Genomic DNA, 18,377 nt, shown 5'->3' with positions numbered 1-18,377 from the left:
AGATTCAATCTGGACCGAATCTGATCCTAGCCGGCCCATCCGCCTTGCGACGGGCTCCAGTCGGCCGCGGGAACGGTGTTGACCATCCAGGGCACACCGAACTTGTCCACAAAAGAGCCATAACCCGGCGACCAGAAGGTCTCGCCGAACGGCATGACGGTGTGGCCGCCCTCCGACAGGGCATCGAACCAGCGCTGCGCCTCGGCCTTGTCCTCGGTGTGCAGGGTCACGTCGAAACCGTTCTTGGGCTTGTCGACGTTGGGCGCCCATTGGACGTCCATGTCCGCTCCCATGATGGACTGATCGCCGACATCCAGCCAGCAATGCATCAGCCAATCCTTGTATTTGGCGTCGACCGGCATGTCCGGCGGGCCGTCGCCATAGGGATAGGCAGCAGTGATCTTGCCGCCCAGGACTCTGGCATAGAATTCGAACGCCTCGCGGCACTGGCCCTGAAAGCTCAGGCTGGTCACGATCTTCATGATGGCCTCTCCTTCGTCGTAGGGACACCGTCCCACCCGTCCCTTTCCCGGTCAAGCTGCGTGCAACCTGCATAGTCGCGATCAATGACCGTATGAGGTCGCCGGCCGGTGCCGGCGCCGCGCCTTCAGCCGCAGGTCGGAATCAACAGGGCGCGCTCTTCCCACGGATGAACAGATTGCGGTTCACATTCAAAATGATGCGGAGTCTAGTCGTGGCGGTGTGAGCAAGGAAAGACGCGTGACCAGTCCAGCCGCCGCAGCTTCAATCAGCGGATCGATCAGTTCGGCCATGCCCGACGAAATGCAGACGCTGCGAAGCGGATTGGAACTGACGAGAGCGAGCCAGTTGACCCTGCTTCGGCTTCAGCTCGCCCTCTACAAATCGAACCGCCGCGCCGCGATGCAGGCGCTCGACAACCTGCTCGACATCGATGCGGAAATGGAGGGCCTCGCGGCAAGGCTGAGCGACGCCCCGACCCATCTGGCGGAAGACGCGGCTCTTTCCGGCTTCATCGGACTCCAGAAAGCGGCGATCGCTGCCGAAAAACACGCCCTGACCGGTGGTGATCTGCGGCGCGACGCCAGGGCAATCGCGGCCTCCGCCCCTGGCGATTGGGAGAGCGGCGCCGATGTGCCGGCACAGCCATTGTTTTCCGATGACGAAGCGGAGAGCGACGAACGGACGGGTGGCGGACGCTGGATATATGCTCTTGTCGCCGTAATCGTCATTGTCCTCGGTTGCGGATTGATAGCCTATCTGTGGCCAACATTGTCCGCCACCCTCGCATCATCACTCTGAGGAGTCGCTAAACCGAGGCTTTCGTCGCCTGGATGAGGCGCTCAGTGGCCGTTCAGAGCCTTCCGCCGCGTGCGCTCAATTGCGAAGCGTGTCCGGAACGACGCCGCCATTTTCGGCAAGCTTGGCCATGACCGCCCGGTGCAGCGCGATGTTCTGCTCGGCGCTTCCGTCTTCGCCGGCACGGACGTTGAGCTCGTCCGCCAGCTGCTTGCGCGCAGCGAGGCTCGAATCGAGATCGAGCAGCTTCAGCAGATCGACGATCGAGCTTTGGTAATTGCCGCCACCACCCTTCATCTCGGCCATCGCGGAGAGTACCGCGCCGACATCGACCTGATCGGCAGCAGGTGCGGCAGCCGGCGCCGGATTGGCGGCGGGCGCCTGCGCGGCCGGCGCGGAGGGGGCCGGCGATGCGCTCGCGGGCGCTGCCGACGCCGCCGGCCGTTGCCCGAAGATCTTGCCCATGATGCTGCCGAAAATGCTCATCCGTGCCTCCCATTCTGGTTCTGCTGGTCTGGTTCGAGGGCCTAAACGCCGCGACTCGCCAAAAGGTTCTTGCGGAACGACGCGGTCCCGAGGACGTTCAGGCTCGGGCATTATACCCCATGATCAGGGAGGATTATATGCGCGGAATTCGTTGGTTGGCACTGGGCGCCTCTGCCCTGGCACTGGCAGCCTGTGGTCAAAAGACCGAGACGAGCACGAACCTGACCACCGACACGGTCGTCAGCAACGATGCCTCCACGCCGGCGGCGGCGCCGGGCCAGGCGTTCGCCAACACCGCCGCGGCGAGCGATGCGTTCGAGATCGCGACGTCCGAGCTCGCCGCCAACCAGGCGCAGTCGGCCACGATCAAGAAATTCGCCGCTCAGATGATCACCGCCCACACCGATTCGACGGCGAAGCTCAAGGCGGCGGCAAGCACCGTCTCGCCAGCCTTGACCCCGGATCCCACGCTCACCGCCGAGCAGCAGCAGACGCTCGATTCGCTGAAGGCACTCAAGGGCGCCGAATTCGACAAGGCCTATGCGTCGGCGCAGGTCGACGCCCACCAGAAGGCGCTCGACGGCCTCAAAACCTATTCGGCGAGCGGCGACGTCCCCCAACTCAAGGATTTCGCCACCAAGCTCGTCCCGATCGTCACGGCCCATCTCAATATGGCGAAGTCGCTCAAGGCCTGATCGAGCATGGGCTTCGCCGGGAAGGCGACGGCGGGCTGGGGATAGCGAATGGCGGAGAGGGAGGGATTCGAACCCTCGGAACCCTTGCGGGCTCAACGGTTTTCGAGACCGCCCCGATCGACCACTCCGGCACCTCTCCGCATGAGAACTGGCGCGCCACGGTGGCTTTGAGGAAGCCACCGCCGGTCGTTGGAGCCGGGGCGCTTAGCGAAGAACCTCGGCGGCCGCAAGCGCTCGCTTGTGCGGGAGCGAAAGCGCATTAGATTATTGCCATGACTCACCTTCCCACCCGCACCGAAGCCTTCGATCCCGGCGTGCCGATGCCGCCGATCGCGAGCGCGCGCTTCACGATCGGCGAGGTGGTGCGCCACCGCATGTTCGACTTCCGCGGTGTGATCTTCGACGTCGATCCCGTCTTCGCCAACAGCGAGGAATGGTATGAGGCGATCCCCGAGGACATCCGCCCGCGCAAGGACCAACCCTTCTACCACTTGCTCGCCGAGAACGCCGACTCGAACTACATCGCCTATGTGAGCCAGCAGAACCTGGTCCCTGACGACAGCGACGAACCGGTCGACCATCCGGCGATCAGCGGCCTGTTCGACCGGCTGGTCGACGGCCGATACCGATTGCGGCGCGAACACCGGCATTGACGAGCGGCGGGTCCTTCCCCGGCCCGCCTCCCGCCCGGCCAGCCTCGCCGCCCCCAAGTTTTTCTTGTGCGGTGCAGCGGAGCCGCCCCCGCTACGAATCTTGCAGAAGCGTGACAAGACACGCTCGCGCGCCGGTATCGGCGCATCGCAGGAAACATATCGGGGTAGGGACATGATTCACTCGCGTACCGCGCTCGCGCTCACCGCCTCCATCATCGCGCTGGCCGGCCAGGCCGCTCATGCGCAGCAGACGACGCCGGCGGAAAGCGCGCCTGCGCCACAGGCCGGTCCGGAAGAGGCCCAGTCGCCCGCAGCGGGAGACATCGTCGTCACCGGCACCCGCGTCGCGGGGCGCTCCAAGCTCGACACGGCATCGCCCGTCGACGTGCTGAGCGCGAACAGCCTGCGCCAGCAGGGCACGACCGAGCTCGGTGCCTCGCTGGCGACGGTGGCGCCTTCGATCGACTTCCCGCGCCCTTCGGCCGTCGACGGCACCGACGCGATCCGGCCCGCCACGCTGCGCGGCCTTTCGCCCGACCAGACGCTGGTCCTCGTCAACGGCGTGCGTTCGCACACCGCAGCGCTGCTCAACATCAACGGCTCCGTCGGCCGCGGTTCGGCGGCGACCGACCTCAACACCATCCCGACGGTCGCGCTCGACAGGATCGAGGTGCTTCGCGACGGCGCATCGGCGCAATATGGCTCCGACGCCATCGCCGGTGTGGTCAACGTCCGGCTGCGGGAGGCCCGCTCGGGCGGCGGCGTTTCCGCGACCTATGGCTTCTACGACACTGACATCGACACTGCCCGCGGCCACCGGTCGGTGACTGGCGAGCACACGCTGAGCGTCTCGGGCTGGCAGGGCGTCGGCTTCGGCGAGGACGGCTTCCTGACCGTGTCCGGCGAGTATCTCGAGCGCCAGCCGACCAACCGCGCCGACTATGATCCGCGCGTCACGCCGAACCGGGTCACCGGCCGCTTCGGCGATCCGCAGGTGCGTCAGTACAGCATCTGGGCCAACGCCGGCACCACCATCGCCGGCGACTGGAAGCTCTACGGCTGGTTCGGCTATCAGGACCGTGACACGCGCAGCGCCGCCTTCCCGCGCCTGCCGAGCGCGTCGGGAGCCTTCGTGCCGACGCTCTATCCCAACGGCTTTCTGCCGCTCATCAACACCAAGTCGACCGACGTGAACTCGGCGATCGGCGTCAAGGGCAGCCTCGGCGACTGGAACGTCGACGTGAACGTCAGCTACGGCCGCAACAAGATCGGCTTCCGCACGCTCAATTCGGCGAACTACAGCTATGGCGATGCCTCGCAGACCGATTTCTCGGACGGGGCGCTGATCTACGACCAGCTCGTCGGCGGGATCGACGTGACGCGCGAGTTCCCGGTGTTCCGGTCGCTCAACGTCGCCTTCGGCATCGAAGGGCGGCGCGAAGGCTTCAAGATCACGCCGGGCGAGCCGGCATCCTATAATTCAGGGCCGGCCTTCCCGCTCGCGCAGCCGGGTGCGCAGGGCTTCGTCGGCTTCTCGCCGATCAATGCGATCGAGAAGCACCGGCAGAACGGATCGATCTACCTCGACCTCGAGGCGCAGGTCACCGACAAGCTGCTGATCGGTCTCGCTGGCCGCGGCGAGGATTATTCCGACTTCGGCACCACTGCGACCGGCAAGGTCTCGATCCGCTACGACTTCGCTCCATGGTTCGCGCTGCGCGGCACGGCCTCGACCGGCTTCCGCGCGCCGGCGCTGCAGCAGCAGTATTTCACCTCGGTCGCCTCGGTGATCCAGAACGGGGCGCCGCTGCTGACCGGGCTCTATCCCTCGACCTCGCCCGTGGGCGCGGCGCTGGGCGGGCTGCCGCTCGAGCCCGAGAAGTCGACCAACTTCTCCGTCGGCACGGTGATCCGCAGCGGCGGCTTCGACCTCACCGTCGACGGCTATTACATCAAGATCCGCGACCAGATCGGCCTGTCGGAGAACATCCAGGCCAGCTTCAGCCCTGAAGTCGCGGCGATCCTCGCGCCGTTCGGCGTGCAGGCGGCGCGCTTCTTCATCAACGGTCTCGCCTCGACCACGCAGGGCATCGACGTGGTGGCGCACTACCGGCTGCGCTCGGCGGGCGCCGGCACCTTCGACTTCACCGTCGCGGGCAACGTCAACACAATCGACGTGACCCGCGTGCCGACCTCGACCGCGGTGCTCGACCCCGCCCCGACCCTGTTCGCCCGCAGCCGCATCCTGACGCTGGAACAGGGCACGCCGGGCGAGAAGGTGACGGGATCGCTCGACTGGTCGCTCGACCGGATCGGCGCGACGGCGCGCGTGACCTATTACGGCAACGTCAACCAGCCGGGCACGGCGGCCGACGGTTCGGCCGACATCTTCACCGGGCGGCACGTCATCACCGACCTCGAGCTACGCTACCAGGCAGCCAAGGGCGCCCAGATCGCGCTCGGCGTCAGCAACCTGTTCGACGTCTATCCCGATGCGACCGCCGCCGCGCTCAACTCGACCGGCGTGGTCGGCTTTCCCTATTATTCGCCGTTCGGGTTCAACGGGCGCTATCTCTATGCCCGCGCCGGCCTGAACTGGTGATCGCCCGATCCCGAACGGCATGGGAATTATGCCGTTCGGGAGTTGACAGAAACCCTCGTCTGCCTTAGCTGCGCGCCTTCTCCCGCCGGGCGTGCTCGCGCGGGCACATGCAATTTGAAAGAGAAGCAAGGCCCATGTTCGCAGTCGTGCGCACGGGCGGCAAGCAGTATCGCGTTGCCGCTGGAGACAAGATCGTCGTCGAGAAGATCGACGGCGAGGCCGGCGCGTCGGTGACGCTCGGCGACGTGCTGCTCGCGGGCGAGGGCTCCGAGCTCAAGCCGACCGACGGCCTGACCGTCGCCGCCGAGATCGTCGCCCAGGCCAAGGGCGAGAAGGTGGTGATCTTCAAGAAGCGCCGCCGTCACAACTATCGCCGCAAGGCCGGCCACCGCCAGCAGCACACGATCCTGAAGATCGTGTCGATCGGCGCCGTCGAGAAGAAGGCGAAGGCCGCGCCGAAGAAGAAGGCGGAAGAGGCCCCGGCCGCGGACGACGCGGCTGCGGCGGCCCAGGCGTAAGACTTAGAAGCGAGAGTATAGGCAATGGCACATAAGAAAGCAGGCGGCTCTTCGCGCAACGGTCGTGATTCGGCCGGCCGCCGTCTTGGCGTGAAGAAGTTCGGTGGCGAGGCTGTCGTCGCCGGCAACATCATCGTGCGCCAGCGCGGCACCAAATATTATCCGGGCACGAACGTGGGCATGGGCAAGGACCACACCCTCTTCGCGCTCGTCGACGGCCGCGTCGCGTTCAAGGACGGCAAGCTTGGCCGCAAGTTCTGCACCGTCGAGATGATTCCGGCAGCGGCCGAATAACGGGCAACCATCCGGGTTGCCCACCAGGGCGACCCGGGTTCCACATCGGAACCAGCACAAGGGAGACGGGTCGCCCCGGCTCCCTTTTTTCTTGCTCCCTCACACCGATCGCGCCGCCCGCGCGATGACGACGAGGAGAGTGCCGATGTTCGCGAGAACCCCGAGACTGACGCTGCGGCCCGGCTGGGCGGAGGACGCCCCTGCCCTCGCCCGTGCCGCGGCCCATGAGAGCGTGGCGACGAAGCTGTCGCGCCTGCCCTGGCCGTACACCCAGGCGGATGCCGAGGCATGGCTGACGATGGAACGCGGGGACGACGACGTCTTCTGCCTCATCCTCGCCCATGAGGGCGGCGAGCAGCCCCGGCTGGTCGGCGCTATCGGTCTGCATCCGGCGGAAGAAGGGGCGCATGAGATCGGCTATTGGCTGACGCCCGATGCCTGGGGCCGCGGTTATGCGACCGAAGCGGGCAAGGCGATGCTGGGGATCGCGCGCTACGGGCTCGGGGTGCGGCGCCTCGTTTCCGGCCATTTCGTCGACAACCCCGCCTCGGGCCGGGTGCTGCGCAAGCTCGGCTTCCGGGCCACCGGCCGGATCGAGCGGCGCGAGTGCCGGGCGCGCGGTACGCGCGTGCCGACGGCCACCTACACGCTCGACCTCGCTGCCGAGGACGAGCGACCGGTCATGTGCATGGCGGCGTAAATCAAGCTCCTCCCCGGCACGGGGAGGGGGACCGCGCCTGAAGGGCGTGGTGGAGGGAACCCTCCACTAGCGACACCGCCTGAGGCGGGCCCCCTCCACCATTCGCTGACGCGAATGGTCCCCCTCCCCGTGCCGGGGAGGATTTTAATTCCAATCACTTCCTCCTACAGCCTCACTTATGCTCGCCACCCGCAAACGCCTCTCCCCCGAAGAATCGCGCGACGCCGCGCTCGACGCCGCGCGTGCGCTGCTGGTCGAGCAGGGGCCGCAGGCGGTGACGCTCAAGGCCGTGGCCGCGCGCATCGGCCGCACCCACGCCAATCTCCTCCATCATTTCGGTTCGGCTGCCGGGCTGCAGCGCGCGCTGATCGAGCGGATGGCCGACTTCATCACCACCACGATCCGCGAGGCAGTGTTCCGCGCACGCGAGGGCGACCACAACCCGCGCGAGGTGGTCGATCTCGCCTTCGACGCCTTCGGCCAGGGCGGCGGCGGCGCGCTGGCGAGCTGGATGATCCTGTCGGGCAACGAGGACGCGCTCGATCCGATCCTCACCGCGATCCACGACCTGGTCGAGGAGCTCTCGCAGGATCATTCCAAGGAGGAACGGCCGATCCAGGACGAGACGCTCCAGCTCGTGCTGATGGCGCTCGGCGATGCGCTGCTCGGCGGGCCGATGGCGCGCTCGCTCGGCGTTCCCCGCGAGCGCGCCCGCGAGATCGCGCGCGCCGCGCTCATGCACGACGAACAGGACTGAGCGCGCGATGCATTTCCTCGATCAGGCCAAGATCTACGTCCGCTCGGGCGCCGGCGGCCCCGGCGCGGTCAGCTTCCGGCGGGAGAAGTTCATCGAATACGGCGGTCCCGACGGCGGCGACGGCGGCAAGGGCGGCGACATCGTGTTCGAGGCGGTGGCCGGCCTCAACACGCTGATCGACTTTCGCTACACGCAGCATTTCCGCGCCCCACGCGGCAAGGGTGGCGCCGGCTCCAACCGGACCGGCGCGGGCGGCAAGGACCTCGTCATCAAGGTACCGGTCGGCACGCAGATCCTGGCCGACGACGAGGAACGTACACTGCTGCTCGACATGACCCGCGTCGGCCAGCGCGAGGTGTTCCTGAAGGGCGGCGACGGCGGCCGCGGCAACATGAGCTACAAGAGCTCGACCAACCGCGCCCCGCGCCAGCACGGCACCGGCTGGCCCGGCGAGGAAGCGTGGGTGTGGCTGCGGCTCAAGCTGCTCGCCGACGCAGGGCTGGTGGGCCTGCCCAATGCGGGCAAGTCGACCTTCATCAACGCGGTGTCCAACGCCAAGGCCAAGGTCGGCGAATATGCCTTCACAACCACCCGGCCGCAGCTGGGCGTGGTGACGCACAAGGGCCGCGAGTTCGTGCTTGCCGACATCCCGGGCCTGATCGAGGGCGCGGCCGAGGGTGCCGGGATCGGCGACCGCTTCCTTGGGCATATTGAGCGCTGTCGGGTACTGCTCCACCTTGTGGATGCCCATGGGGATAACCCTGTGGATGCCTATCGCATCGTCCGTCAGGAGCTCGAAGCCTATGGCGCCGATCTGACCGGCAAGCCCGAGGTGATCGCGCTTAACAAATGCGACCTGCTCGACGGGGAGCTGACAGAGGCGCTGTCCGCCGAGCTGGCCGAGGCGAGCGGCGCCGAGGTGCTGCCGATCTCCGGCGCGACCGGCGTAGGCGTCGAGGCGGTGCTCGACCGGCTGATCGAGGCGATCGGTCCGGGCGAGCCCAGCCCTGTGCCCGAGCAGGACGAAGGCGAGGACGAGGTGGAATGGTCGCCGATCTAGCGGCGTCGCGCTTCTCCCCCGCCGCCTGTCCGCGCCTGATCGTCAAGATCGGATCGGCGCTGCTCGTCGATCCCTCCGGTGCGATCCGCAGCGCTTGGTTGGCCGGTATCGCCGCAGCCATTGCCGAGCGCGCTGCGGCCGGGCAGCAGGTCGCGATCGTCTCGTCCGGCGCGATCGCGCTGGGGGCGCGGCGGCTCAAGCTGCCGAAGGGCGGCCGCGCCAGCCTGGAGGATGCGCAAGCAGCGGCCGCGACCGGGCAGATCGCGCTCTCTTCGGCCTGGGCCGAAGCGTTCGGAGCGCACGGGCTCACCGCTGCGCAGATGTTGGTGACGCTCGACGACCTCGAGGATCGCCGCCGCTATCTCAACGTCGCGGCGACGCTTGGGCGGCTGCTCAAGCTCGGCGTGGTGCCGGTCATCAACGAGAACGACAGCGTCGCGACTGAGGAGATCCGGTTCGGCGACAACGATCGGCTCGCTGCGCGTGCCGGCGCAGCGGCGGGGGCGAGCGGCGTGGTGCTGCTGTCCGACGTCGATGGCCTCTACGACCGTGACCCGCGCGAGCCCGGCGCGGTGCATATCCCGCTGGTCGAGCGCATCGACCGGCGCATCGTCGCAATGGCGGGCTCAGATTCTGCTTCGGGCATGGGCTCCGGCGGCATGGCATCGAAGGTGCAGGCGGCGCGCATCGCTACCGCCGCGGGCGCGCATCTCGCGATCGTCTCCGGCCAGGCGGAGCGGCCGCTCGATGCGCTCGACGGTGGGCGCTGCACCATATTCCTGGCCGAGAAGGCGGCGCCGGCGCGCAAGGCATGGCTCGCCGGGGGTCTCACCGCCAAGGGCGCGATCTACGTCGATGCCGGCGCGGCCAAGGCGCTCGGGCAGGGCCGCAGCCTGCTCGCCGCCGGCGCGACGCGGATCGAGGGCAAGTTCGCGCGCGGCGACCTCGTTACCATCGCCGGGCCGGAGGGAACGATCGCGCGCGGTCTCTCCGAATATGATGCCGCCGACGCCTCCCGCATTGCCGGCAAGCGCAGCGACGAACATGCCGTGATCCTCGGCTATGCACCGCGTTCGGCGCTGGTCCATCGCAGCAACATGGCGCTGGTATGAAGCTCGCCGTCACCGGCGGCACCGGCTTCGTCGGCGGACATCTGCTCCGCCTGGCGACCGACGCGGGCCACGAGGTCCGCGCCCTCACCCGCCGGCCGCAAACCGAGCGCGCAGGCATCACCTGGATCGCAGGCACGCTGAACGATGAGGCGGCACTTGCTCGACTGGCCGAGGGCACCGATGCGGTGATCCACGTCGCAGGCGTGGTCAACGCTCCCGATCGCGACGGCTTCATCGCAGGCAACATCGAGGGCACGCGCAAGATGCTCGCCGCAGCCGAGCGCGCGGGCGTTCGCCGGTTCGTCCATGTCTCCTCGCTCGCCGCACGCGAGCCGCACCTCTCCGTCTACGGCTGGTCCAAGGCCGAAGCCGAAAGGCTCGTCACCGCCTCCCCCCTCGCCTGGAGCGTCGTCTGCCCGCCTGCGATCTATGGCCCCGGCGACATGGAGATGCTCGAACTGTTCCGCCTAGCGAAGCGCGGTCTCGCGCTGCTGCCGCCGGGCGGGCAGCTGTCAGTGATCGAGGCGAGCGACCTCGCTCGCCTGCTCCTCGCGCTCGCCGCCACCGACGAGCGCCTCAGCCTCGACGCCGACGACGGCAAGCCCGGCGGCTGGAGCCACAAAGAGTTCGCCCGAGCGATCGGCGACGCCGTCGGCCGCCGCGTCGCGACCTTTGCCCTGCCCCGCCCGATCCTGATGGCGGGCGCGCAGCTCGACCGGCTGATCCGCGGCAAGCGCGCGAAACTCACCCCCGATCGCGTCGCCTATTTCTGCCATCAGGACTGGGTGATCGATCCCGCCCGCCGTCCGCCCGCGCAGCTCTGGCAGCCGCAGGTGTCGACGCCGGAGGGTCTCGCCGCCACCGCTGCCGCCTATCGCGCGGCGGGGCTGCTGTGATCCCGCCGCAGGCGCGACAAGCTTCAGCCCCATTTGCCTGCCACTCCGCACCGAACTAAGGACCGGCCATGAGCGACCGCAACCAGATTTTCGAGACCGTCAAGGCGCAGATCGAACCCTTCAACAAGAAGGGCGTCACCTTGACCGAGAGCACCACCTTCCAGGGCGACCTCGAGTGGGACAGCCTGACCGTGATGGACTTCGTCGCGGCGATCGAGGACGAGTTCGACATCATCATCACGATGAACATGCAGGCCGAGATCGAGACGGTCGGCCAGCTCGTCGACGCCGTCGCCAAGCTCAAGGACGCGTGACGTGACCGAAGCCGCCGCCACTGCCGACGCTTTGCCCGAGAACCCGCCGGTGATCGCGCCCGAGCGTGACCTCTTCTCCAAGTTCGACCCGCTGATCGCCGAGCGCGAGGCGCTGCTGGCGAGCGGCGTGCGCGATCCCTTCGCGATCGTGATGGACGAGGTGAAGTCCCCCACCCTCGCCGTGATCAAGGGCAAGGAGACGATCCTGCTCGGCACCTACAACTACATGGGGATGACCTTCGACCCCGACGTGGTGCAGGCGGGCAAGGATGCGCTCGACAATTTCGGCGCGGGTACCACCGGCAGCCGCGTGCTCAACGGCACCTATCAGGGCCACAAGGAGGTCGAGGAGGCGCTGAAGGAATTCTACGGCACCGAGCACGCCATGGTGTTCTCGACCGGCTATCAGGCCAATCTCGGGATGATCTCGACGCTCGCCGGCAAGGGCGAATACATCATCCTCGACGCCGACAGCCATGCGTCGATCTACGACGGCTGCGCGATGGGCAATGCCGAGGTCGTCCGCTTCCGCCACAATTCGGTCGAGGATCTCGACAAGCGGCTCGGCCGCCTGCCCGCGGAGGCCGGCAAGCTGGTGGTGCTGGAGGGCGTCTACTCGATGCTCGGCGACATCGCCCCGCTGCCGGAGATGGTCGCCGTCGCCAAGAAGCACGGCGCGATGATCCTGTGCGACGAGGCGCACGGCATGGGCTTCTTCGGCCCCAACGGGCGCGGCGTCTATGAGGAGCTGGGCTGCGAGGGCGACATCGACTTCGTCGTCGGCACCTTCTCCAAGTCGGTCGGCACGGTCGGCGGCTTCTGCGTCTCCAACCATCCCAAGTTCGAGGTGCTGCGCCTCGTCTGCCGGCCCTATGTCTTCACCGCCTCACTGCCGCCGTCGGTTGTGGCGACCGCGGCGACCTCGATCCGCAAGCTCATGCACGCCGGCAACAAGCGCGCGCATCTGTGGGAGAACTCCCGCCGGCTCCACACCGGCCTTCGCGAGATGGGCTTCACGCTCGGCACCGATACGCCGCAGTCGGCGATCATCGCGGTGATCCTGCGCGATCAGGACCAGGCGGTGCGGATGTGGCAGGCGCTGCTGGAAGGCGGCCTCTACGTCAACATGGCGCGCCCGCCCGCGACGCCGGCCGGGACCTATCTGCTGCGCTGCTCGCTCTGCGCCGAGCACACGTCCGAACAGGTCGAGACCATTCTCGGCATGTTCCGCGCCGCCGGACAGGCGGTCGGCGTCATCAATTGATCGCCTGAAAGCGGCACTTTGCCCCGCCCTTCCGGGCATGTAAGATAGCGGTGGGATGACCGAACGGGCCGCAACCGGGGGCGCGGGCCTGCTACACGCGCATTGGCGGGCGATCATGATGCTGGTCGCCGCGCTGTTGAGCGCTGGCGTGCTCATTGCCCTGATCGTCGCGCTGACCAGCGCCAACCGCGAGCGCGACGCAGCGCTGCGCGCGCAGTCGCACAGCTATGAGGTGATGATCCTCACCCGCAGCCTGTCGGGCAAGATGGCGCGGGCGGAGGCGGCGCTCGGCCGTTTCGTCATCAGCGGCGACCGCACGCTCGGCCAGCTCTTCTCCGACGAATGGGTCCAGGCCGGCGCGCAGATCGACCGGCTCGACCGCATCACCAACGACAATCCGACCCAGCAGGGCCGCGTGTTCGCGCTGCGCCAGGCCTATCGCGAGCGCAGCGACCAGCTGTCGCTGATCGCGCTGTCGACCAGCTACAAGAAGAACAACCAGGCGCTCGCGCTCTATTACGAGGCGCGCAACAGCCCCTCGCTCACGCGTATCGACACGCTGCTCGACGGCTTCATCACCACCGAGCGCGGCGTGCTCGACGCGCGCACCGCCGCGGCGACGCTCAAGATCGAGCAGTCGAACTTCGCCGCCAAGATCTTCGCGGCGTTCGGCGTGCTGCTGGTGCTGGCGACGATTGGGTTCGGCTGGCTGGCGATGCGCTCGTCCGAGGAGCGCGCCCGCGCCGCCGCCGAGGCCGAGGCCGAACGGATGCGCGCCGGCCAGCTCGAAGCCGCGGTCCAGGTCGCGACGCACGAGCTCCACGCCGAGGCCCGCGAGCGCGAAGCCGCCGAGACCAAGCTCCGCCAGATGCAGAAGCTGGAAGCGGTCGGCCAGCTCACCGGCGGCATCGCCCATGATTTCAACAATATGCTGGCGGTCGTTCTCGGCGGAATCGAGCTGGCGCGGCGGCGCTTCCTCGAAGGCGGCAAGGGCAAGGACGTCATCCGCCACCTCGACAGCGCCGAGGAGGGTGCCAGCCGCGCGTCCGCGCTCACCAGCCGCCTGCTCGCCTTCGCCCGCGCCGAGCCGCTGCTGCCGCGCGCGGTCGATCCGGCGACGCTGATCCACGACATGTCCGACCTGCTCGACCGCACGCTCGGCGACGGCGTCCAGGTCGACGCGAGCGGCGTCGCGTCGATCTGGAACGTGTGGGTCGATCGCGACGGGCTCGAAAATGCGATCCTCAATCTCGCAGTCAACGCGCGCGACGCGATGGAGGGCCGCGGCCGGCTGACCATCGCCACCGCCACCGCCGCGCTCGCCCAGAACGAAGTGGGGAAATGCGCGGCGGGCGACTATGTCGCGATCAGCATCCGCGACACCGGCTGCGGCATGGCGCCGGAGGTGCTCGAGCGCGTGTTCGAGCCCTTCTTCACCACCAAGCCGATCGGCAAGGGCACCGGCCTCGGCCTCAGCCAGGTGTTCGGCTTCGCGCGGCAGTCGCACGGCGACGTGGCGATCGCGTCGACGCCGGGCGAGGGCACCATCGTCACCATCTACCTGCCCCGCGACACCTCGGCGGAGGTGAGCCTCTCCGCTGCCGTACCTGCAGCCGCGGACGAGCCGGTGAGCTCGCCCGGACAGCTCGACATATTGGTGATCGAGGATGACCGGCGCCTGCTTGCCGCCACCGTCGAGCTGCTGCGCGAGCTCGGCCACCGCCCAGTCGCGTGCAGCGATCCGGCGGCGGCGCACGTCGTCGCCGATGGGATGGCATCGATCGACCTGGTCATCTCCGACGTGCTGATGCCGGGGAAGACGGGTCCCGAGCTCGTCGCCGAGCTGACCGCCGACATTCCCGACATCGCGGTGCTCTACGTCACCGGCTATGCGGGCGATGAGCGCGAGGCGACGGGGTTCGGGGACTATGAGGTGCTGCGCAAGCCCTTCACCCTCGCCGCCCTCGCCCGCGCGATCGAGACCGCCACCGCCGGCCGCACCATCCCGCCGCCCGCGATCGCGGCGGAGTAGAGTCGGTTTCGGCGGCACCGGCCAGCGAAGCTGAAAACGACTCCAACTTTCCTTTTGCGCGCCAGCCCCACGCCTCTATAGCCTCTCCAGCCCAGTTCTCCCCGGAAGCCTGTCGCCGCCAAGCATGACCTCGATCGATCGCTATCTCGCGCGGCTGATCGCGGTGCCGCTGTTCTCGACGCTGGTGATCGCGGCGATGCTGCTGGTGCTCGACCGCATGCTGCGCCTGTTCGACTTCGTCGCGACCCAGGGCGGGCCGGTGAGCGTGGTGTGGAAGATGCTCGCCAATCTGCTGCCGGAGTATCTCGGGCTCGGCATCCCGATCGGGCTGATGCTCGGCATCCTGCTCGCCTTCCGCCGCATCGCCACCACGTCGGAGCTCGACGTGCTGCGCGCGGTGGGGATGAGCTACACGCGGCTGCTGCGCGTGCCCTATATGTACGCGATCGCGCTGGCCCTGGTGAACCTGGCGATCGTCGGCTTCGTCCAGCCCTATGCACGCTACGCCTATGAGGGGCTGCGGTTCGAGCTGCGCTCGGGGGCGCTCGGTGCGTCGATCAAGGTCGGCGAGTTCACCAACTTCCCGAACAACATCACGGTCCGCATCGAGGACAGCAAGGACGGCGGCCGCGAGCTGTCCGGCATCTTCGTCTACAGCAAGCTCAAGGACGGCAGCTCCTACGCCGTCACCGCGGAAAAGGGCCAGTTCCTGCGCACCGAGGATATGGAATCGATCGTGTTCCGCCTCACCAACGGCACGCTCGTCCAGCACACGAAGGATTCGCCGGTTCCGCGCGTGCTGACCTTCAGCTCGCACAGCATCCCGATCGCATTGCCCAAATACGGCAGCTTCCGCGGCCGCGGCGGCCGCAATCTCGAGCTCACCCTGCCCGAGCTCGCGCGCATCGGTGCCGATGTCCGCGCGCCGGAGGAGCTGCGCGATACCAGCCGCGCTGCCTTCCACTTCCGCCTGGCGGAGGTCGCGACGATGTTCCTGCTGCCGCTGCTGGCCGTGGCGCTCGGCATCCCGCCCAAGCGGTCGACCTCGTCGCTGGGCGTGTTCCTGTCGATCGTGATGCTGGTCAGCTATCACAAGATCAACGAATATGGTGAAGCCCTGGGCGGCCTCGGGCGGTTCGATCCGCGGCTCGCGCTGTGGGGTCCGTTCGCGCTGTTCGCCGCGCTAGTGCTGTGGATGTACTATACCGTCGCCCATGTGCCGGGCGGGCAGCCGATCGGCGTGCTCGAGCGCGGCTTCTCGAAGCTCACGGCAGCGATCGTACGGCGCCTGCCCGGGCGGCGCCGGCGGGAGGCGCAGGCATGAGCAACATGCCCAGCTTCTTCCCGTCACGCACGGTCACGCTCTATATGGCGCGACTGTTCCTGACACGCACCTTGTCGATCCTGCTCGCCCTCGTGCTGGTGCTGCAGGCGCTCGATCTCCTGTCCGAGACCGGCGACATCCTCGCCTATCCAGGCAATGGGCAGGCGCAGATCTGGCACTACGTCAGCCTGCGCGTACCCCAGATCATTGCCCAGTTCCTGCCCTTCGCGGTGCTGCTCGGCACGATCATCACCTTGTCGACGCTCAATCAGAATTCTGAGGTGATCGCGCTCAAGGCCTCGGGCCTGTCGGCACATCAGGTGCTGGCGCCGCTGATCGTCGCCAGCATAGCGGTCGCCGCCGTCTCGTTCGCCTTCAACGACCGTGTCGTGAGCCGCGCCAGCGCGACGCTCGACCAGTGGCAGCGCGTCAATTACGGGCCGCTGCCGATCGAACGCGGCGAGCGCAGCAACGTCTGGGTGCGCGCCGACGACAGCCTCATTCAGGTCCAGCAGGTCCGCGGCAAGGGCGATGCGGTGCAGCTTGCCGGGATCGCCGCCTATCAGCGCAGCGGCGGATCGCTTACCGCGATCATCACCGCCGACAGCGGCCGGCGCGAGGGCAAGGGCTGGCGGATCGAGAATGCCCGCCGCTTCGATGTCGCACAGGGCACGATCACACCGCTCGGCAGCCTCCACGTCGGTGACGGCGTGCGGCCGGATCAGTTCACGCTGGCCAACATCAACGCCGACGGCATGTCGTTCGGCGCGCTGTCGTCGGCGATCGGTGACCTCAGGGCAGCCGGGCGGCCGACCAAGGCGCTCGAGGGCGCGCTGTGGCACAAGCTGTCCGGACCGCTCTCGTCGGTGCTGATGCCGCTGCTGGCGGCGGTGGCGGCGTTCGGTGTCGCGCGCTCGGGCAAGCTCTTCATCCGCGCCGTGATCGGCATGGCGTTGGGCTTCGCCTATTTCGTCGCCGACAATTTCGCGCTGGCGATGGGCAACCTCGGCGCCTATCCGCCTTTCCTCGCCGCCTGGGCACCGTTCCTGCTGTTCCTGCTGGTCGGCGAGGCGGTGCTGGTCAGGACGGAGGAATAAGCTCTTCTATGTCATCCCGGCGGAAGCCGGGATCTCATGCGGAGGCGCGATACGGCAGGAGATCCCGGCTTTCGCCGGGATGACGGATAAGCTCAGCGCCGCCCGACGACGGCGAAGGTGCTGCGCACCAGCCGCTCGAGTAGCCCCGGCAGGCCGCGGTAATTGGCCTTGTGATAGGGCGACTGCGGATCGAGCGCGGCCGACAGGCGGCGGTGCGCCTCACCGAGGGCGTGATAGGGCAGCCCCGGCAGCAGGTGATGCAGCGCATGGTAGCGCAGGCCGACCGGCGCCCACAGGAACGGCAGCAGCGCCGGCGGCGGCACGTTGACCGAATCGAGGAACTGCGCGGTCACGCTCATCGGCTCGCCGTCATTCTCCCAAAGATGGGCGACGAGCGTGCGGACCTGGTTGATCACCATCACCGCGGAGATCACCGCGAGGACGATCAGGAAGGCGCGGAGCGGTAGCACGCCGGTCGCCGTGGCGGTCATCAGCGCGATCGCCCAGACGCTGGTCGCTGCTTCCAGCCGGTGCCATAGCATCTTCGCGTCGCCCTCGGGCGCGCGGCGCTCGAACGAGGGATTGATCGCCAGCGCCGAATAGCGGGCGACCACGAGCGCACGCAGGCGCGGGAACAGCACCGACAGCGGCGACAGCACGCCCCAGCGGATCAGGAAACCGACCGGCGCCAGCGCCGACACCAACACGAACAGCGGCACCGTCCACGGCTTCATCAGCGCGAGCGGCAGATATTCGGGATCCTCAGCCGTGCCGTAGCGGGTGCGGGCGTGGTGGAGGTTGTGGACGCCCTCGTACATGAACGACGGCGCCATCAGCGGAATGCCGACCAACAGGTTCCAGCCCAGCCGGAAGCCGGGCAGCGCCGAATGCTTGATATGGCTGACCTCATGGATGAAGCTCGCCGCGCGATAGAGCGCGAGCACCGCCACCACGCCGGCGACGATCGCCCAGCCCGTCGACGGCGACAGGATCGCGCCGGCCAGCGCGGCATAACCGACCAGCGCGGAGGCGAGCATGTCGGTCCAATAGACCGCTGGCTTGGGCCGGTTGAGGTCGCGCGAAAGCTCCGCCGCCGTGCGCAGCAGCGTCTTGTCGTCGGGCACGCGGACCGAGCGCGCCGGAGCGGCCGCCTTGGGCGAGGGCGCAGCGGACGCACGGTCGAGGGTGATCGAGCTATTCATCGCCTGGGGCATTGCCTTTAGATAGTGGCTATATGTGGGCAACAACAGGGGCGGCTTGACAGCGGGGCGCCGACGCAGGACTTCACGGGCCCT

19 protein-coding genes and 1 tRNA gene are annotated in these 18,377 nt (G+C 67.9%); 16 read left to right on the top strand and 4 right to left on the bottom strand.

Features of this window, described 5'->3' with window-relative positions; all coding sequences use genetic code 11:
• Positions 1-26 precede the first annotated feature (26 nt).
• Complete coding sequence (locus LZK98_RS08930) at positions 27-482, bottom strand: VOC family protein (RefSeq protein ID WP_233786146.1); 456 nt, start codon at positions 480-482, stop codon at positions 27-29.
• Positions 483-720: 238 nt separating this feature from the next.
• Here LZK98_RS08930 and LZK98_RS08925 point away from each other — a divergent pair, with 238 nt between their 5' ends.
• Positions 721-1,281 (top strand): hypothetical protein, encoded by a 561-nt coding sequence (locus LZK98_RS08925; RefSeq protein WP_233786144.1) that lies wholly within the window; start codon positions 721-723, stop codon positions 1,279-1,281.
• Positions 1,282-1,356: 75 nt separating this feature from the next.
• Here LZK98_RS08925 and LZK98_RS08920 read toward each other — a convergent pair whose 3' ends face one another.
• Positions 1,357-1,764, bottom strand: coding sequence for a DUF3597 family protein (locus LZK98_RS08920; RefSeq protein WP_233786143.1), 408 nt, complete (start codon positions 1,762-1,764; stop codon positions 1,357-1,359).
• 137 nt (positions 1,765-1,901) lie between these two features.
• Between LZK98_RS08920 and LZK98_RS08915 the strand changes: the two genes are divergently transcribed.
• Positions 1,902-2,459, top strand: a complete 558-nt coding sequence (locus tag LZK98_RS08915; protein WP_233786142.1) for a DUF4142 domain-containing protein — start codon at positions 1,902-1,904, stop codon at positions 2,457-2,459.
• Positions 2,460-2,508: 49 nt separating this feature from the next.
• On the opposite strand, the gene LZK98_RS08910 is transcribed toward LZK98_RS08915, so the two are convergent.
• A tRNA-Ser gene (locus LZK98_RS08910) sits at positions 2,509-2,598 on the bottom strand.
• A 133-nt stretch (positions 2,599-2,731) separates the two neighbouring features.
• Here LZK98_RS08910 and hspQ point away from each other — a divergent pair.
• The 14 genes from hspQ (at position 2,732) to lptG (ending at position 17,082) form a co-directional block, all read left to right on the top strand.
• Positions 2,732-3,112 (top strand): heat shock protein HspQ, encoded by a 381-nt coding sequence (gene hspQ, locus LZK98_RS08905; protein WP_233786141.1) that lies wholly within the window; start codon positions 2,732-2,734, stop codon positions 3,110-3,112.
• 172 nt (positions 3,113-3,284) lie between these two features.
• Positions 3,285-5,714: a TonB-dependent receptor plug domain-containing protein gene (locus LZK98_RS08900; protein ID WP_233786140.1), complete on the top strand. Its 2,430-nt coding sequence runs from the start codon at positions 3,285-3,287 to the stop codon at positions 5,712-5,714.
• Between the two features lie 134 nt (positions 5,715-5,848).
• Positions 5,849-6,232 (top strand): 50S ribosomal protein L21, encoded by a 384-nt coding sequence (gene rplU / locus LZK98_RS08895; RefSeq protein WP_233786139.1) that lies wholly within the window; start codon positions 5,849-5,851, stop codon positions 6,230-6,232.
• A 24-nt stretch (positions 6,233-6,256) separates the two neighbouring features.
• Positions 6,257-6,526 carry a 50S ribosomal protein L27 gene (rpmA, locus tag LZK98_RS08890; protein ID WP_233786138.1) on the top strand — a complete coding sequence of 90 codons (270 nt, stop codon included), beginning with the start codon at positions 6,257-6,259 and terminating at the stop codon, positions 6,524-6,526.
• A gap of 145 nt (positions 6,527-6,671) precedes the next feature.
• Positions 6,672-7,226 (top strand): GNAT family N-acetyltransferase, encoded by a 555-nt coding sequence (locus tag LZK98_RS08885; RefSeq protein ID WP_233786137.1) that lies wholly within the window; start codon positions 6,672-6,674, stop codon positions 7,224-7,226.
• Positions 7,227-7,404: 178 nt separating this feature from the next.
• Positions 7,405-7,983, top strand: a complete 579-nt coding sequence (locus LZK98_RS08880) for a TetR/AcrR family transcriptional regulator (RefSeq protein ID WP_233786135.1) — start codon at positions 7,405-7,407, stop codon at positions 7,981-7,983.
• Between the two features lie 7 nt (positions 7,984-7,990).
• Positions 7,991-9,043 carry a GTPase ObgE gene (obgE, locus tag LZK98_RS08875; RefSeq protein ID WP_233786133.1) on the top strand — a complete coding sequence of 351 codons (1,053 nt, stop codon included), beginning with the start codon at positions 7,991-7,993 and terminating at the stop codon, positions 9,041-9,043.
• Positions 9,028-10,155, top strand: coding sequence for a glutamate 5-kinase (gene proB / locus LZK98_RS08870; protein WP_233786132.1), 1,128 nt, complete (start codon positions 9,028-9,030; stop codon positions 10,153-10,155). Before obgE ends, proB begins: the two co-directional genes overlap by 16 nt.
• A complete protein-coding gene (locus tag LZK98_RS08865) occupies positions 10,152-11,051 on the top strand; it encodes an NAD(P)H-binding protein (protein WP_233786130.1) in 900 nt (299 codons plus the stop codon). The genes proB and LZK98_RS08865 overlap by 4 nt, the downstream gene beginning before the upstream one ends.
• Before the next feature lie 68 nt (positions 11,052-11,119).
• Positions 11,120-11,365, top strand: a complete 246-nt coding sequence (locus LZK98_RS08860) for an acyl carrier protein (protein ID WP_233786128.1) — start codon at positions 11,120-11,122, stop codon at positions 11,363-11,365.
• Between the two features lie 49 nt (positions 11,366-11,414).
• Positions 11,415-12,629 (top strand): serine palmitoyltransferase, encoded by a 1,215-nt coding sequence (gene spt, locus LZK98_RS08855; protein ID WP_406694181.1) that lies wholly within the window; start codon positions 11,415-11,417, stop codon positions 12,627-12,629.
• A gap of 55 nt (positions 12,630-12,684) precedes the next feature.
• Positions 12,685-14,661, top strand: coding sequence for an ATP-binding protein (locus LZK98_RS08850; protein WP_233786126.1), 1,977 nt, complete (start codon positions 12,685-12,687; stop codon positions 14,659-14,661).
• Positions 14,662-14,785: 124 nt separating this feature from the next.
• Positions 14,786-15,985 carry an LPS export ABC transporter permease LptF gene (gene lptF, locus LZK98_RS08845; RefSeq protein WP_233786124.1) on the top strand — a complete coding sequence of 400 codons (1,200 nt, stop codon included), beginning with the start codon at positions 14,786-14,788 and terminating at the stop codon, positions 15,983-15,985.
• A 5-nt stretch (positions 15,986-15,990) separates the two neighbouring features.
• Positions 15,991-17,082, top strand: a complete 1,092-nt coding sequence (gene lptG / locus LZK98_RS08840; protein WP_233786538.1) for an LPS export ABC transporter permease LptG — start codon at positions 15,991-15,993, stop codon at positions 17,080-17,082.
• A 92-nt stretch (positions 17,083-17,174) separates the two neighbouring features.
• Here the strand turns inward: lptG and LZK98_RS08835 are convergent, their stop codons facing one another.
• Positions 17,175-18,284: a fatty acid desaturase family protein gene (locus tag LZK98_RS08835; protein ID WP_233786123.1), complete on the bottom strand. Its 1,110-nt coding sequence runs from the start codon at positions 18,282-18,284 to the stop codon at positions 17,175-17,177.
• Positions 18,285-18,377 lie beyond the last annotated feature (93 nt).

Source organism: Sphingomonas cannabina, assembly GCF_021391395.1.
GTDB lineage: Bacteria > Pseudomonadota > Alphaproteobacteria > Sphingomonadales > Sphingomonadaceae > Sphingomonas > Sphingomonas cannabina.
This window is presented reverse-complemented; position numbering and strand designations above follow the sequence as displayed.

Bases quoted from the DNA above. Each gene is read 5' to 3' on its own strand.
- LZK98_RS08930 (WP_233786146.1), bottom strand. From the start codon at position 482: ATGAAGATCGTGACCAGCCTGAGCTTTCAGGGCCAGTGCCGCGAGGCG.
- LZK98_RS08920 (WP_233786143.1), bottom strand. From the start codon at position 1,764: ATGAGCATTTTCGGCAGCATCATGGGCAAGATCTTCGGGCAACGGCCG.
- LZK98_RS08915 (WP_233786142.1), top strand. From the start codon at position 1,902: ATGCGCGGAATTCGTTGGTTGGCACTGGGCGCCTCTGCCCTGGCACTG.
- hspQ (WP_233786141.1), top strand. From the start codon at position 2,732: ATGACTCACCTTCCCACCCGCACCGAAGCCTTCGATCCCGGCGTGCCG.
- LZK98_RS08900 (WP_233786140.1), top strand. From the start codon at position 3,285: ATGATTCACTCGCGTACCGCGCTCGCGCTCACCGCCTCCATCATCGCG.
- rplU (WP_233786139.1), top strand. From the start codon at position 5,849: ATGTTCGCAGTCGTGCGCACGGGCGGCAAGCAGTATCGCGTTGCCGCT.
- rpmA (WP_233786138.1), top strand. From the start codon at position 6,257: ATGGCACATAAGAAAGCAGGCGGCTCTTCGCGCAACGGTCGTGATTCG.
- LZK98_RS08885 (WP_233786137.1), top strand. From the start codon at position 6,672: ATGTTCGCGAGAACCCCGAGACTGACGCTGCGGCCCGGCTGGGCGGAG.
- LZK98_RS08880 (WP_233786135.1), top strand. From the start codon at position 7,405: ATGCTCGCCACCCGCAAACGCCTCTCCCCCGAAGAATCGCGCGACGCC.
- obgE (WP_233786133.1), top strand. From the start codon at position 7,991: ATGCATTTCCTCGATCAGGCCAAGATCTACGTCCGCTCGGGCGCCGGC.
- proB (WP_233786132.1), top strand. From the start codon at position 9,028: ATGGTCGCCGATCTAGCGGCGTCGCGCTTCTCCCCCGCCGCCTGTCCG.
- LZK98_RS08865 (WP_233786130.1), top strand. From the start codon at position 10,152: ATGAAGCTCGCCGTCACCGGCGGCACCGGCTTCGTCGGCGGACATCTG.
- LZK98_RS08860 (WP_233786128.1), top strand. From the start codon at position 11,120: ATGAGCGACCGCAACCAGATTTTCGAGACCGTCAAGGCGCAGATCGAA.
- LZK98_RS08850 (WP_233786126.1), top strand. From the start codon at position 12,685: ATGACCGAACGGGCCGCAACCGGGGGCGCGGGCCTGCTACACGCGCAT.
- lptF (WP_233786124.1), top strand. From the start codon at position 14,786: ATGACCTCGATCGATCGCTATCTCGCGCGGCTGATCGCGGTGCCGCTG.
- lptG (WP_233786538.1), top strand. From the start codon at position 15,991: ATGCCCAGCTTCTTCCCGTCACGCACGGTCACGCTCTATATGGCGCGA.
- LZK98_RS08835 (WP_233786123.1), bottom strand. From the start codon at position 18,284: ATGAATAGCTCGATCACCCTCGACCGTGCGTCCGCTGCGCCCTCGCCC.